Raw genomic sequence first — 13905 nt, 5'->3', positions numbered from 1 at the left:
GGGAGATCCGCGCGGATCGCGCGCGGGTTCCGTCAGGGGTTGAGGCCCTTGTCGCGCAGCCAGGGCGCGGGGTCGACGGCGGTGGCCTGCCCGTTCGGGTGGACCTCCAGGTGCAGATGCGGACCGGTGACATTGCCGGTGGCGCCGACGCGGCCGATGACCTCGCCGGTGGTGACCTTCTGGCCGGCCGAGACATTGATCGAGGACTGGTGGCAGAACCACAGCTCGGTGCCGTCGTCCAGGGTGAGGACGGTGCGGTAGCCGTAGGCGCCGGCCCAGCCGGCCTGGGTGACGGTGCCGCCGTGCACGGCCTTGATCAGGGTGCCGGTGGGGGCCGCGAAGTCGAGGCCGGTGTGGTAGCCGGAGGACCACATGGCGCCGGGCTGCCCGAAGGTGCCGGTGATCGTGTACGAGACGACGGGCAGCGTGTACTGCTTGGCCAGCTCGGCCAGCCGCTTGGCCTCGGCCGCCTTCTTGGCGGCGGCCTCCGCCTTCTCCTTGGCGGCGGCGGCCTTGCCGGCGGCCTCCTGCTCCGCCTTGGCGGCCACGGCGTCGCTCTGCTGCTGGGCGGCGGCGACCCTCGCGGCGGTGGCCTTGCTGTCGGCCTGGCCCTGCTGCTGCTCGGCCTGGGCCATGATCCGGTTGCGCAGGGCCTCGCCGGCGCCGCTGTCCCTGACACCCTCGGTGGTGTGCCCGAGATCGGTGAGCGCGGTGGCGGTCTCGGCCTTGGGCCCGTCCGTGGAGTCGTCGCCGAAGAAGTGCTCGACGGTGGACAGCTGCGGCACCGAGACGTTCGGCATGTCCGGCATCGAGATGGAGACCGGCGGCTTGCCGGTGTTGGCGCTGGCGATGCCGCCCGCGCCGACGGCGGCGATCACGCCGACGCCGAGGACGGTGGAGCTGCGGGCGAAGCCGCCGCGCTGCTTGGCGACGCGGTGGCGGCCGCGGACCGGGGCGACGGTCTCCTCGGTCGGGTTCCACTCCTCCCAGGGGCCGTCGTCGTCGAGGCCGGGGCCGGGGCCGAACGACTCGGGCTCGCGCTGAGCGGGCACGAACGGGGATTCTGGGGCAGGCCGGTTGGACGCCACGGGGGCGTGCTCCTTTCCTTCCTCCGCCTACCGGGTTAGCTGACGGGTTCGGAGCAGGAAGGTCTCCTACGCGCGTATACCGCTCGCGGACCGGCGTGCGGTCCGTGACGGTTTTCGCGTGATTCACCCCAAGGTGGTGGTTCCCCGGTTCCCTTGCGGGATTCGGCGCGTGCGCGCGGAGCCGTCGCGGGTGACGGCTGGGACGACCGCGCTGCGTTATCGAACGTTAATAGACCCGGGGGAACTTTCCAAGCCGTTCGGCTTGATCATTAACGCTTCAGGCCATGGACGTATCCCCCAGCAGGCCGCCGAACCGGGCGAGTTGACCGGCGTTCAGCAGTCATCCGGTTTTTGATGGTGACTCAGACGTTATGCGCAGGGCGGTCGAACGGTCACTACGGGTAACCCCCGTATCCGGGCTCCGGAAAACACTCAGGGCCGGAATCCGTCAACTGGATTCCGGCCCTGAGATATCAGTAGCGGGGACAGGATTTGAACCTGCGACCTCTGGGTTATGAGCCCAGCGAGCTACCGAGCTGCTCCACCCCGCGGCGATGTCTCTACTGTACGCCATCCCAGGGGCGGAAAGCACATCGGTTGGGACAGGCCCCCGGATCAGCCCCGCAGATGCCGGTTCGGGGCCTGGGCCAGGGCCTCGTACTCGGGCAGGAGGACGACGTCGGCGCCCGCGCCGGTCAGCACTCCCGTGCCATCGGCCGCCACCACGAACGTGTCCGGCTCGCGCCAGGCGGTGACCACCCGGCGCACCCCCGCCCGCAGGATCAGCTCGGCGCAGGGCGCGGGCCGGGAGGCGCGGCGGGCGCAGGGCTCCAGGCTGCTGTAGACGGTGGCGCCGGGCAGCCGGGGGTCGGCGGGGTCGGTCCTGGCGAGCGCCGCCTCCTCCGCGTGCGCCACCGGGTCCGTGCCCTCCCGGGAGTGGCCGCGGGCCAGCTCGGTGCCGTCGGCGGCGACCACGACCGCGCCGACGCTGAAGGCCGTCTCCGAGGGCGGGCACAGCGCGGCCAGCTCGCAGGCGGTGCGCAGCCAGTGCCGGTCGGCGGCGGTGGGCACCGGGCCGGTGCCGGGCGCGGTGGGCTCGTAGCGCGCCAGGACCACGTCCTCGATCCGGCGGGACTCGACGAGCCGCAGCCGCCCCTCCTGGTAGCGGCCGGGCCCGAACAGCCGCGGGGCGGCCGGGTCGCCCACGATCAGCGGGGCGAGGGCCAGGTGCAGCTCGTCGGCGAGACCCTGCTGGAGGAGCTGGGTGTGCACGGCCGCGCCGCCCTCCACCATCAGCCGGCGCACCCCGCGCTCCGTGCGCAGATGCCCGAGCAGGGCCCGCCAGTCCAGCTCCGGGCCGAGCGCGACGACCTCGGCGGCACCGCCGAGCAGCCGGGCGGCCCGCGCCGCGCCCCGGTCGGTCGTGTAGACGAGTCTGTCGCCGCCGGTGTGCCAGAAGCGGGCCCCGGGGTCGAGATCGCCACTGCCCGTGACGGTGACCTTCAGCGGGTACTCCGGTTTGCCCCGCGCGAGCCGCGCCGCGCGCCGCTCGGCGGAGCCGACCAGGAGGCGGGGGTTGTCGGCGCGCAGGGTGCCGGCGCCGATCAGCAGGGCGTCGGCGGAGGCCCGTACCGCGTCGACCCGGTCGAAGTCGGCCGGTCCGGACAGCAGCAGCCGCTCCGGGCCGGTGTCGTCCAGGCAGCCGTCGAGGGAGACGGCGGCGGACAGCAGCACGTACGGGTACGGCGCGGACTCGGGGAGGGCTCGCTCGGCGCTCATCGTGCTCATGGTGCTCATCGGCTCCAGTGTGCGGCTCCGGGTCAGCCGGCCTGCTCCCGGGGACGGCGGGCGTCGCCCGGTTCCCGCCCGGTGAAGGACAGGACGACGATCAGTACACCGCCGCAGGTGATCGCCCAGTCGGCGAGGTTCATGACGCTGAAGTCGCGCACCGCGACGAAGTCGACCACCGCGCCGCGCAGGCCGCCCGGCGCGCGGAAGAGCCGGTCGGTCAGATTGCCGACCGCGCCGCCCAGCAGCAGCCCGAGGGCGATCGCCCAGGGCGTGCTGGTCAGCTTGCGGGACACCCGCACGATGACGGCGGCCACGGCGAGCGCGATCAGGGTGAACACGATGGTCGTCGCGCTGCCCATGCCGAAGGCGGCGCCGGGATTGCGCTGCACCCGCAGCTCCAGCCAGGACCCGAGCACCGGCACGGGACTCCGGCCCTCCAGGCCCGCGACCACCGCGAGCTTGCTCCCCAGATCGACGGCGTAGGCGACGGCGGCCACCAGCCACAGCGTCCGCACCCGCCGCGTCCCGCTCCCGGTGCCGTTCGACTCGCTCAGCGTCACCCGCGTACTCCTCCCCGACTCCCGCCCAGCGTACGGGCCGGCCGGCGGGACGTCACCGTGTTCCATGGCCCGTTCCCCGGCCCGCGAAAACCGCATTCGTATTTTCGCCAGTTGCTGTCATAGGACCGCCGAACCCCGCTTTCGAGCTATAGAAGCACCCGAATGCCCCACACCCCAGCTCCCGAGAGGCTCGTTAGCTGACCGTGGCACGCACAGAGAGACGCACAGCGCTGAATCTCCACTCGCCGGTCACATTCCGGCTGGAAAACAAGGAAAGCGAGGTGTTCACCGACGGCTGCTCGGATCTTCTTGACGATTTCTTGAAGAGAATCCGGCAGCTGGAGAGTGAGTACCTGCGGGCGATGGTGAGGCTCTAGGACCCAGCCGATGGACAGGATTCACGATGAAGACGTTTTGTGTGACTATGAGTTCAGCACGCTCGAGATGCAGTGGGACCCGGTCGAAGAGCTGGCCCAGATGCTGTCCGGGGCGTCCGCCGCGAATCCCGACCCGGCCCCGCCGCACGGCAGGTCCAGCCACCGGAAAAACCGTCGGCGCATCCGTACCGAGCCCGGATTGCTGCGTGACAATCAGCGCGGTGCGCCCGTCACGCTGCTGATCGCCACCATCTCGGTATGCGCGTTGTGCATGCTGGGCTGGTCCTTCTCCTATTCCTACGCCCAACTCCGCGCCACCGCTTCCTCCGTACTGCCGATGCGCCTCGCCCAGTGGTGGCCGTTGACGGTGTACGGACCCTGGCTCGTGGCGGCGCTGTCCATTCTGCGAGCGACGGTACAGAACAGAAGTGCCAGGAGATCCTGGGGAGTTCTGCTGGGCGCCTCCACGATGGCGGTCGCCCTGTGCGTCTGCCATGCGGCGCATTCCCCGCTTTCCCTGATCATCTTCGGAATTCCGCCGATCACCGCCCTGGTGTGTTTCTGGGAGATCGTCGGCCAGGTCTCCTCGAAGGTGGCCCGCCCCCGGCATGCCGCGCACAGCCGCCGCAACCTCAAGGCGCAGGGTCCGTACGACGTCAGGTGAGAACGCCGGGCCCGCCGGGAACACCGGCGGGCCCGGCCACCGCGGCCCCCCGTCACAGCAGCCCGGCCCCCGTCACGCCCGCCCCGGGCCGGCCGCCACCAGCAGCCGTACCACCTCCGCGACCCTTCGGCGGATGTCCGGGTCGGCGACGGCTCCGTCCTCCCCCACATCACCACGGCCCAACGGCACCCGCGCGCAGGCCGCCTCCACGACGGCGGCGCCGGTGTACCCGAGCACCGTCCGCAAGGTGGCCTCCGCGCCCCCTCCCCGGCCCGGTGCCGCCACGTTGACCCAGGCGACCGGCTTGTCGCAGATCTCGGTCCCGCCGACCGTCCAGTCCAGCAGGTTCTTGAACGCGCCCGGCAGCGTCCCGGCGTACTCCGGCGTGCAGATCAGCACCGCGTCCGCCGCGTCGATCGCCGCCCGCAGCCCGGCCACGGCCGCCGGCAGCGGTTCCCGGTCGTCATCGGGGTTGAAGTGCGGAAGCCGCCCCAGTCCGTCGTACACGAGGGCCTCCACCCCCGCCCGCGCCGCCACCGCCCGCGCCGTCCGCAGCAGCGCCTCGTTGCCGGAACCGGCCCGCAGGCTCCCGGACAGCAGCAGAATCATCACCGAACCCCCTGGAAAAGGACGAAGCCCCCAGCTCGAACTTCCTCTGAGCTGGGGGCGATTCCGTAGGCCCTGTGGGACTCGAACCCACAACCAATGGATTAAAAGTCCACTGCTCTGCCAATTGAGCTAAGGGCCCAGGCGATGTTGCCTGTCCGAGCATAGCCGCAGGAGGCCGGGTCTCCGATCGGGTAGGGGGACCCGGCCGCGTCGGGGGGCCGGATGGCTACTTCTTGACGGGGGCGGAGGCGGGGGCCAGGAACCAGTGGCGGGCGGAGACGAGCCACCAGATGGCGGCGAAGCCCAGGACGACCAGGACGGCGATGGGGGCGTAGTTGAAGGTCTCCCAGGTGACCGGGGAGACCTGCGGGAGCATGAAAAGGACGGTGATCGCCAGCACCCACAGGACCGAGACCACCCCGACCACGCCCGACCAGCGGCCCAGGTGCCAGGGGCCCCGCTGGAACGCCGCGCCCTTGCGGACCCGCAGGAAGGTCGGGACGACGTAGGCGAGGTAGAGGCCGATCACCGCGATGGAGGTCACCGCCGCGTACGCCGTCGAGTTGATCAGGTAGGGCAGGCCGAGGACCAGCGCGGCGAGCGCGGCCAGCCAGACCGCCGCCACGGGGGTGCGGGTGCGCGGGCTCACCGTGTGCCAGAGCCGGGAGAAGGGCAGCGCCCCGTCGCGCGAGAAGGCGTAGATCATGCGGCTGTTGGCGGTCACGGAGGCCATCCCGCAGAAGAGCTGGGCGCCGATCACCACCAGGAGCAGCAGCTTGCCCGAGGTGGCGCCGAGCGCGTCCAGGAGGATCTGGGCCGGCGGCGCGCCGGTCGCGGACGTCAGCTCCTTGTCGTACGACTGGATCGCGTAGGTGAAGCCGAGCAGCAGCACGAATCCCGCGATCCAGGACGTCCAGATGGAGCGCACGATGCCCTTCGGGCCCGCCGTGGCCGCGTCGTGCGTCTCCTCGGTCATATGCGCGGAGGCGTCGTAGCCGGTGAAGGTGTACTGGGCCATCAGCAGGCCGAGCAGCACGACGTAGACGCCGCTGCCCCAGCCCGTCCGGTTGACGAAGTGGGTGAGGACGAAGGACGTCGAGCGGTGGTGGTCGGGCACGACGGCCAGCGCGCCGACGATGACAGCCACCCCGAGCACGTGCCACCACACGCTCACGCTGTTCAGGAAGGCGACGATCCGTACCCCGAAGGTGTTCAGCAGGCCGTGCAGCAGCAGGATCGCGGCGAAGAGCAGGACCGTGCGCACGCGCGTGACCTCGAAGCCGAACTGGAGGTTCAGGTACGCGCCGAGGAAGGACGCGGCGCCGAAGTCGATGCCCGCGGTGACCGCGACCTGGCCCAGCACGTTGAACCAGCCCGTGAACCACGCCCACGCGGCCGCCGAGCGCGCGGGGGCCAGCCGGTGGGCCCAGAAGTACAGGCCGGCCGAGGTCGGGTAGGCCGAGCAGATCTCGGCCATCGACAGCCCCACGAGCAGCGTCATCAGGCCGACCGCGACCCAGCCCCAGGTGATCACGGCGGGGCCGCCGGTGGTCATGCCGAAGGAGTAGAGGGTCAGACAGCCCGACAGGACCGAGATGATCGTGAAGGACACCGCGTAGTTGGCGAACGCCGACATACGGCGGGCGAGGACCTGTGTGTAGCCGAGCTGGGCCAGCCGTTCCTCGTCCGACGTCCCGCCCCCGGTCGCGCCGCCTGCCGCGCCGTCCGTCGCGTCGCGTGTCGCGCCGCCTGTCGTCTCTTCTGTCATGCCCCCAGCAATTCCCCTGCCACGGGCGTGACATGCGTCACTCGGGGCGGCACGCGGAAGGGCCCGCACGACACAGGTCGTGCGGGCCCTTCGTGACGCGTTACGGCGATCCGTCAGCCGTTGCGCTTCCAGCGCGGCTTGTCGTCGCGGCGGCCGAAGGAGGAGCCGGTGCCGCGGTGGTCGTCACGACGGCCGTAGGGGCGCTCGTGACCACCGGAGCGGAAGCCCGGACGGTCGTCGCGGCGCTCGCGGTTGAACGGACGGTCGCTGCCCCGGTGGCCGCCCCGGTCGTCCCGGCGGAAGCCACCGCGGTCGTCGCGGCGCTCGAAGGAGCGGCCGCCACGGTCGCCGCGGTCGTCACGACGGTCACCGCGGTCGTCCCGGCGGAAACCGCCACGGTCGTCACGACGCTCGAAAGAGCGGCCACCACGGTCGTCACGACGGTCGTCGCGGCGGTCGTCACGACGCTCGAAGGAACGGCCACCACGGTCGTCACGACGGTCACCGCGGTCGTCCCGGCGGAAGCCACCGCGGTCGTCACGACGCTCGAAGGAACGGCCACCACGGTCGTCACGACGGTCACCGCGGTCGTCCCGGCGGAAACCGCCACGGTCGTCACGACGCTCGAAGGAACGGCCGCCACGGTCGTCACGACGCTCGAAGCCACGGCCACCGCGGTCGTCGCGGTCGAAGGTGCGGCGCTCCCGGCGCTCGTACGGCGCCGAAGCCGCCGGACGCTCCTCGCGCTCGGTCTCGCGCTCGACCGGCTCCTCGGCCACGGCCGCGGCCTCGGCCACCGCCGCCTGCGCCTCGGCCACCGCGGTCTCCGGGTCCTCGCCGCGCTCGCGGGCGACCCGGGCCACCAGGCGGTCGGCCTCCTCGCGCAGCTCCGTCGCGCGGCGCTGGGCACGCTCCAGCTGCTTGGTCAGCTGGCCGACCTCGCGCTCGGCCTGCTGCGCGGCGTTGCCGGCGGACTCGGCCTGCACCTCGGTCATGGACCGGGCGCCGGTGATCTCGGCGACCTCCGGCTCGAAGGCGGCGCCGCCCTGGATGATGTGGCGGCCCGCGTCGACGCCGGCGTCCTCCATCAGGCGGAAGATCTGGCGCCGCTGGTGCGGCAGCGACAGGGAGACGACGGTGCCGGTACGGCCCGCACGCGCGGTACGGCCCGCACGGTGCAGGTAGTCCTTGTGGTCGCCGGCCGGGTCCACGTTGAGGACCAGGTCGATGCCGTCGACGTGGATACCGCGGGCGGCGACGTCGGTGGCGACCAGGACGTTGACGTAACCGTCCTTGAAGTCGGCCAGGGTGCGGGTACGCGCGCCCTGGGTCATGCCGCCGTGCAGCGCGTCGGCCTTCACACCCGCGTCGCGCAGCTGCTCGGCGACGCGGTCGGCGCCCAGCTGGGTGCGGACGAAGATGATCGTGCGGCCCTTGCGGGAGGCGATCGCGGCGGTGACCGGCGCCTTGTCCTTGGGCTTCACGATGAGGATGTGGTGGGACATGGTCGTCACCGCGCCCTGGGCCGCGTCCACCTCGTGGGAGACGGGGTTCTTCAGGTAGCGGTCGACGAGGGTCTGGATCTCGTTCTCCATCGTGGCGGAGAAGAGCATCCGCTGGCCGCCGGCCGGGACCTGGTCGAGCAGCTCGGTGACCTCGGGCAGGAAGCCCAGGTCGGACATCTGGTCGGCCTCGTCCAGGACGGTGATCTGGACGTCCTCGAGCGAGCAGGCGCCGCGGTTGATGATGTCGCGCAGCCGGCCCGGGGTGGCGACGAGGATGTCGACACCGCGCTCCAGGGCGTAGATCTGGTTGCCCATGGAGGTACCGCCGCAGACGACCTTCATCTTCAGGCCGACGACGTCGCCGTACGGCTGGAGGGCGTCCGCGACCTGCATGGCCAGCTCACGGGTCGGGGTGAGGATGACCGCGCGGGGGCGCTTCTTCTCGGTGCGGCCGCCGGCCAGCTGGGCCAGCGTCGGCAGACCGAAGGAGAGGGTCTTGCCGGAGCCGGTGCGGCCGCGGCCGAGGATGTCCTTGCCGAGCAGGGCGTCCGGGATGGTCGCGGCCTGGATCGGGAAGGGGGCCGTCACGCCGTTCTGCGCGAGCTTGCGCACGACGCCCTCGGGGAGGCCGAGGTCGGCAAAGGTGGTCTGGGGGGCCTCGGGGGCCTGGGTCTCAGTGGCCTCGGTCGTCTCGTCCACGAGTACGTTCTCGTTCTCGTTTTCGGGCACGACGATCTGGTCAAAACTGGACACGGACATGCGAATGCGAAACCTTCCGGAGTCTCTTCGGCACGCGCCCGTCAACTCCGTGTTTCGCTCACGACCGCCTCAATGCGGTCCGCCACGGCAAAGGAGAGTACGCGCCACACGGCGCGCTCTGCAGTGGCGCCGGGCAAATGGGATCAAACGATCTACCACCATACGCACCCTCCACCCCTGAAGGCAAACCGATGGGCCGCTTCGGAGGGTGCGTCCGGTCACATCGGGACGCCCGCCGCGGGTGCCGGTTCCCGTTGCACCAGCTGGGGGCCGGGGTCCTCGTGCGCCGAGGAGGAGGGTTCGGCCGAAGGGGGTGGGGTGTCGGGCGGCGGCGGGGTGGTCGCCGGGGGCGGGGGCGGGGCGGTGGTGGGCCCGGGGGTCGGCTGCTGCGCGGGCGGGGCCGGTGGGGCGCCGGGGGTCTTGCGGGGCTTCGCGGGGTCGGCGGAGGCGCTGTCCGCGCCGGACGCGTCGGCCGAGGACGCCGGGGCCGACTCCCCCGGCTTCCGCTTGCCGCCGTGCCCGCGCTTGCCGTCGCCGCCGGACGCGGCGTGGCCGGGCACGGCCGCGCCGTCCGCCGCGGGCCCGGCGCCCGCCGCCGCTCCGGCGCCGCCGTGCCGCCCCGCGGAGGGGGAGGGCGGGGTGCGGCCGGCGGCGTCACCCACGCTCACACAGCCGGTGGCGGCGGAGACCGCCAGCGCCGTGACGGCCAGTCGTACGGATACGGGCAAGGGACGCACGGCGGCCACCTCCAGGGGCGGGGAACGGGGTCAACCTGTTCAACTCCCGTCCCCCGCAGGAGGACACGCGCCGCGCACGCATCACGTCATCCGGCCCGTAGGGCCCGTACGGCCCCCACGGCCGCGCCCGCGTTCCCGTGCGGCCCCCTTGACGGCCCGTCACCCGTAGCCGAGGGCGTGCAGCCGGGCGTCGTCGATGCCGAAGTGGTGGGCGATCTCGTGCACCACGGTCACCTCGGTCTCCGCCACGACGTCCTCGCGCGTGTCGCACATCCGCAGCGTCGGACCCCGGTAGACCGTGATCCGGTCCGGCAGCACGCCGGCGTACCACTCGCCCCGCTCGGTCAGCGGGGTGCCCTCGTACAGCCCGAGCAGATCGGGATCGGCGGCGGGCGGCTCGTCCTCCACGAACACCGCCACGTTGTCCATGAGCCGCGTCAGCTCCGGCGGGATCCGGTCGAGCGCCTCGGCGACCAGTTCCTCGAACTCCTCGCGCGTCATCTCCAGCACAGGGCCATTGTCGGGCACGGGAAGGCCGTACGGGAGCGGCGGTACGACGCGCGCACGGGAGCGGCGGACCGCCGCATACCCACGCCCGCATATGGGCATATGGGATCAATGGTCCGCGTCCCCGCCGCCGTCCTGAACCGCATGCCGAACCGCGTCGCAGCCCTCCTCCGCCGACCCCGCCCCGGTCCCGGCCGGCTCCCCGAGCTGGAACTCGCCGCCGGCCCCGGCCCGTGGCTGGGCGCGCTGGGCCTCACCGCGGTCGTGCTGGTGGGCGCCTGGCTCGGGCTGCTGGTCGTCGGCAACGTGCGGACGCCGGTCGGCCCGATGAACACCACGATGGCGCTGCGCCCCTCGCTGACCGGCGGTACCAGGATCAACGTGTCCCCGCTGGGCGCGCTCACCCTGGACAGCCATGTCGCGCCGGTCCGCCTGGACGTCAACGTCGACCAGCTGGACCCGCTGCGCTCCCAGGAACTCGTGGACCACCCGGAGCGGATCTCCGGCCTCCAGGACGAGGTGGTCCACGACGTGGAGCACGGCACCCTCGACCTCGCCGTGCGCTCCGGTGTCGCCGTGGTGCTCGGCGCGGGCGCCCTCGGGTTCGCCGTCTACCGGCGCCCGGGCCGCGCGCTCACGGCCGGCGGGCTCGCCCTCACGCTGCTGGCCGCCTCGGGCGCCTGCGCGTACGCCACCTGGAACCCGAAGTCGGTGCTGGAGCCGAGGTTCTCCGGGCTGCTGTCCTCCGCGCCCTCGGTGATCGGCAACGCGCGCAGCATCGTCACCGACTTCGACGTCTACGGGCAGGAGTTGGCCCGCCTGGTGACGAACGTGACCAAGCTGTACGACGTCACGTCCACGCTGCCGGCCTATCAGCCGGACCCCTCCACCATCCGGGTCCTGCACGTCTCGGACATCCATCTGAACCCGGCGAGCTGGAAGATCATCGCCTCGCTGGTGAAGCAGTACAAGGTCGACGTGATCGTGGACTCCGGCGACACCATGGACCACGGCACGGCGGCGGAGAACGGCTTCCTGGACCCGATCGCCGGGCTGGGCGTGCCGTACGTCTGGGTGCGGGGCAACCACGACTCCCCGGTCACCCAGCGCTACCTGGAGCACATGAAGAACGTCCGGGTGCTGGACGGCGGCCACGCGCGGACGGTGGGCGGGCTGCGCTTCGCGGGCATCGGCGATCCGCAGTTCACCCCGGACCGCGCGGTGGTGCCCGGCGGTGACGCCGCCGAGCGGCTGGCGGGCGACCGGCTGGACAGCGCGCTGCGCTCTCAGCGGGCGGCGGGGACGCCGGTGGACGTGGCGATCGCGCACGAGCCGGTGGCGGCGCGGGAGACGGACGGGGAGGTGCCGCTGGTGCTGTGCGGGCATCTGCACCACGAGGGGGACGAGAAGCTGCCGTACGGGACGCGGCTGCGGATGGAGGGCTCGACCGGGGGCAGCGGGCTGCGCGCGGTGGAGGGGAAGTACCCGGCGCCGATCGAGGCGTCGGTGCTCTACTTCGACCGCGACAGCCACCGGCTCCAGGCGTGGGACGCGATCGAGCTGGGCGGCCTCGGGCTGACGACGGCTGAGGTCAGCCGCCATCTGGCGGACGACAACCGGCCCGGTGCGACACCCTCGCCGACCGCTCCCGCACCCTCCGGGAAGAGGGGCTCCGCCCGCCGCCCGTAAACCGTTTTGGCGATCCCCCTCGCCATCCCATATGCTTCTCACGTCCCCGACGCGCTGAGAAGCGCCCAGGCGGGCCGATAGCCCTCATCGTCTAGCGGCCTAGGACGCCGCCCTTTCAAGGCGGTAGCACGGGTTCGAATCCCGTTGGGGGCACGCAAGACCGTGTGCGACACTGTTGCACACAAACAGCTGGGTCCTGTGGAGCAGTTTGGAGTGCTCGCCACCCTGTCAAGGTGGAGGCCGCGGGTTCAAATCCCGTCAGGACCGCTGAGGTTTCACGTGAAACCTCGTGGCTGGGTAGCTCAGTTGGTACGAGCGATCGCCTGAAAAGCGATAGGTCGCCGGTTCGACCCCGGCCCCAGCCACCACCCGAAGGCCCCGTTCGACGAACGGGGCCTTCGTCGTTTGCGGGCGTCGCGCTCCAGCCAGGTCGGGGGACCAATGAGCGGTACCGAGATCGAGCTCGAGAAGGACAAGGCGAAGTTCGGGCTGCTGGCGGTGATGGTCAGCAATGTCTCGATCGTCGCCGTGGCGGTCGTCGGGGTCTGGCGGCTGAAGGGCGACACCTCGGTGATCGTCGGCATCCTCACCGCCGCCTTCACCGCGGTCAGCAGCATGACCACCGCCTATCTGGGCATCAAGGCCGTCTCCAACACCGCGCGGTCCATGACCCTGGCCGCCGGACCGGCCCAGCAGCAGCCGCCCGCCCCGGCCCCCGCGGCCCCCGCCGGCACCGACGCGATCCCCGCCCCCGCGGCGCCCGCCCCGGCTTCCTAGGCCCCGGCCTCCTGGGCGCCGACCTCCTGGGCCGGGCCCGTCGAGCGGCCGCCCGGGTGGCGGTGGCGCCAGATCAGGAAGATCGCGCACGCCAGGACGGACCAGCCGGCCAGCACCAGGAACGGGAAGGCGTGCTGGTCGCCCCGGAAGTAGACCGCGGTGTGCTGGGCGTTGACCGAGGCGCCCGGCGGCAGCCAGCGGCCGATGGTGCCGAGCGCGGACGGCAGCAGGGGCCAGGAGACGGCGCCCCCCGACGAGGGGTTGCCCAGCAGCACCATCAGGCCCCAGGTCGGCAGCATGGCCCAGCGCCCGAACATGGTGTTGAACATCGTGAAGACCATGCCGGACGTGAACATCGTCAGGGCGAGGATCAGCCAGGACTCCACGAACGGCAGCCGCAGCGCGCCCAGCCACCAGTCCACCACCGCGGCGATCGTGAACCCGCCGAGCAGGGCGTAGGCGACGGTGAAGGCGATGCGCTCCAGCGGGTTCAGCGCCTTCGCGTGCACGCTGAGCTGGATCGCGCCGATGAAGCCGATCACCACGGCGGCGAGGGAGATGTAGAAGATCGCCAGCCCGCGCGGATCACCCTTCTGGAGCGGCTTGAGGTCGTGCAGCACGACGGGCGTCCCGGTGGCCCGGCCCACGTTCCCCGCCGCCTCCCCGAGGAGCTGAGCGACGGTCGCCCCGGAGGCCCCGGAGACGTCCACCCGGACCGGTCCGCCGCCCGTGGGGGCGCCGACCACCGCGAAGACGCGCTGCTGGTCCACGGCGCGTACGGCCGCCGCCCGGTCCGGGTACGGGTGCAGCTTCAGGGAGGCCGACAGGGCCTGCTCCATGCCCGCGACGAAGGCGCGCGCCGGTGGCCGGTCGTAGGGGCCGGTGACCGCGGCCGGAATGCTGTGCGGGGCCGGGTTCGCCATGGCGTAGGTGTAGGAGCCCGCGAAGAGGCCGGCGGCGGCGGAGATCAGGAGGAGCAGGACGGTGGCGGGGAGGAAGGGGGACCGCTTGAACGTCGTCCAGCGCGAATCGGACATACGCGAATCGGACATAGGGGAACTTTGGCATCTACCC

At 72.1% G+C, this 13905-nt stretch carries 12 protein-coding genes, 5 tRNA genes and 1 riboswitch; of the genes, 6 read left to right on the top strand and 11 right to left on the bottom strand.

Annotation, left to right across the window (positions count from 1 at the left end):
* Window positions 1–32: 32 nt before the first annotated feature.
* The 4 genes from GHR20_RS19310 to lspA all read right to left on the bottom strand — a co-directional run bounded on the left by GHR20_RS19310 (window position 33) and on the right by lspA (window position 3439).
* Complete coding sequence (locus GHR20_RS19310) at window positions 33–1088, bottom strand: M23 family metallopeptidase (RefSeq protein ID WP_153813889.1); 1056 nt, start codon at window positions 1086–1088, stop codon at window positions 33–35.
* Window positions 1089–1095: 7 nt separating this feature from the next.
* A riboswitch (cyclic di-AMP (ydaO/yuaA leader) is annotated at window positions 1096–1266 on the bottom strand.
* 299 nt (window positions 1267–1565) lie between these two features.
* Window positions 1566–1639, bottom strand: a tRNA-Met gene (locus GHR20_RS19305).
* A gap of 64 nt (window positions 1640–1703) precedes the next feature.
* A complete protein-coding gene (locus GHR20_RS19300; RefSeq protein ID WP_243878369.1) occupies window positions 1704–2876 on the bottom strand; it encodes a dihydrofolate reductase family protein in 1173 nt (390 codons plus the stop codon).
* Window positions 2877–2908: 32 nt separating this feature from the next.
* Entirely contained in the window at window positions 2909–3439 is a 531-nt protein-coding gene (gene lspA / locus GHR20_RS19295) for a signal peptidase II (RefSeq protein WP_243878075.1), read from the bottom strand.
* Between the two features lie 387 nt (window positions 3440–3826).
* Between lspA and GHR20_RS19290 the strand changes: the two genes are divergently transcribed.
* Window positions 3827–4480: a DUF2637 domain-containing protein gene (locus GHR20_RS19290; protein ID WP_111585824.1), complete on the top strand. Its 654-nt coding sequence runs from the start codon at window positions 3827–3829 to the stop codon at window positions 4478–4480.
* 72 nt (window positions 4481–4552) lie between these two features.
* On the opposite strand, the gene GHR20_RS19285 is transcribed toward GHR20_RS19290, so the two are convergent.
* From GHR20_RS19285 to GHR20_RS19260, 6 genes are all read right to left on the bottom strand, one after another.
* Entirely contained in the window at window positions 4553–5089 is a 537-nt protein-coding gene (locus tag GHR20_RS19285) for an NADPH-dependent FMN reductase (RefSeq protein WP_153813888.1), read from the bottom strand.
* Between the two features lie 66 nt (window positions 5090–5155).
* A tRNA-Lys gene (locus GHR20_RS19280) sits at window positions 5156–5228 on the bottom strand.
* An 87-nt stretch (window positions 5229–5315) separates the two neighbouring features.
* Entirely contained in the window at window positions 5316–6857 is a 1542-nt protein-coding gene (locus tag GHR20_RS19275) for an amino acid permease (RefSeq protein ID WP_243878074.1), read from the bottom strand.
* A 113-nt stretch (window positions 6858–6970) separates the two neighbouring features.
* The gene (locus GHR20_RS19270; protein ID WP_153813887.1) at window positions 6971–9121 is read right to left on the bottom strand and encodes a DEAD/DEAH box helicase; all 2151 of its coding nucleotides are present in this window, start codon (window positions 9119–9121) and stop codon (window positions 6971–6973) included.
* A gap of 218 nt (window positions 9122–9339) precedes the next feature.
* On the bottom strand, window positions 9340–9858 hold the full coding sequence (locus GHR20_RS19265; RefSeq protein ID WP_153813886.1) for a hypothetical protein: 519 nt from the start codon (window positions 9856–9858) through the stop codon (window positions 9340–9342).
* A 159-nt stretch (window positions 9859–10017) separates the two neighbouring features.
* Window positions 10018–10368 (bottom strand): metallopeptidase family protein, encoded by a 351-nt coding sequence (locus tag GHR20_RS19260; protein ID WP_037650716.1) that lies wholly within the window; start codon window positions 10366–10368, stop codon window positions 10018–10020.
* Between the two features lie 108 nt (window positions 10369–10476).
* Between GHR20_RS19260 and GHR20_RS19255 the strand changes: the two genes are divergently transcribed.
* The 5 genes from GHR20_RS19255 to GHR20_RS19235 all read left to right on the top strand — a co-directional run bounded on the left by GHR20_RS19255 (window position 10477) and on the right by GHR20_RS19235 (window position 12831).
* The gene (locus tag GHR20_RS19255; protein ID WP_194858921.1) at window positions 10477–12054 is read left to right on the top strand and encodes a metallophosphoesterase; all 1578 of its coding nucleotides are present in this window, start codon (window positions 10477–10479) and stop codon (window positions 12052–12054) included.
* Between the two features lie 80 nt (window positions 12055–12134).
* Window positions 12135–12207 (top strand) — tRNA-Glu (locus GHR20_RS19250).
* Window positions 12208–12246: 39 nt separating this feature from the next.
* A tRNA-Asp gene (locus tag GHR20_RS19245) sits at window positions 12247–12321 on the top strand.
* Window positions 12322–12345: 24 nt separating this feature from the next.
* Window positions 12346–12422: transfer RNA gene (locus GHR20_RS19240), tRNA-Phe, on the top strand.
* A 73-nt stretch (window positions 12423–12495) separates the two neighbouring features.
* Complete coding sequence (locus GHR20_RS19235) at window positions 12496–12831, top strand: hypothetical protein (RefSeq protein ID WP_153813884.1); 336 nt, start codon at window positions 12496–12498, stop codon at window positions 12829–12831.
* Here GHR20_RS19235 and GHR20_RS19230 read toward each other — a convergent pair.
* Window positions 12828–13868, bottom strand: a complete 1041-nt coding sequence (locus GHR20_RS19230; protein WP_194858920.1) for an ABC transporter permease — start codon at window positions 13866–13868, stop codon at window positions 12828–12830. The two genes, GHR20_RS19235 and GHR20_RS19230, sit on opposite strands and share 4 nt — an antisense overlap.
* Window positions 13869–13905: the final 37 nt, after the last annotated feature.

Source organism: Streptomyces sp. SUK 48 (genome assembly GCF_009650765.1).
Taxonomy (GTDB): domain Bacteria; phylum Actinomycetota; class Actinomycetes; order Streptomycetales; family Streptomycetaceae; genus Streptomyces.
Note: the sequence above shows the minus strand (reverse complement) of the source record. Positions and strands in the feature narration are given on the sequence as shown.

Coding starts and splice junctions, on each gene's coding strand:
- GHR20_RS19300 (WP_243878369.1), bottom strand. CDS start 2,876: ATGAGCACGATGAGCGCCGAGCGAGCCCTCCCCGAGTCCGCGCCGTAC.
- GHR20_RS19290 (WP_111585824.1), top strand. CDS start 3,827: ATGGACAGGATTCACGATGAAGACGTTTTGTGTGACTATGAGTTCAGC.
- GHR20_RS19285 (WP_153813888.1), bottom strand. CDS start 5,089: ATGATTCTGCTGCTGTCCGGGAGCCTGCGGGCCGGTTCCGGCAACGAG.
- GHR20_RS19275 (WP_243878074.1), bottom strand. CDS start 6,857: ATGACAGAAGAGACGACAGGCGGCGCGACACGCGACGCGACGGACGGC.
- GHR20_RS19270 (WP_153813887.1), bottom strand. CDS start 9,121: ATGTCCGTGTCCAGTTTTGACCAGATCGTCGTGCCCGAAAACGAGAAC.
- GHR20_RS19255 (WP_194858921.1), top strand. CDS start 10,477: ATGGTCCGCGTCCCCGCCGCCGTCCTGAACCGCATGCCGAACCGCGTC.
- GHR20_RS19235 (WP_153813884.1), top strand. CDS start 12,496: ATGAGCGGTACCGAGATCGAGCTCGAGAAGGACAAGGCGAAGTTCGGG.
- GHR20_RS19230 (WP_194858920.1), bottom strand. CDS start 13,868: ATGTCCGATTCGCGCTGGACGACGTTCAAGCGGTCCCCCTTCCTCCCC.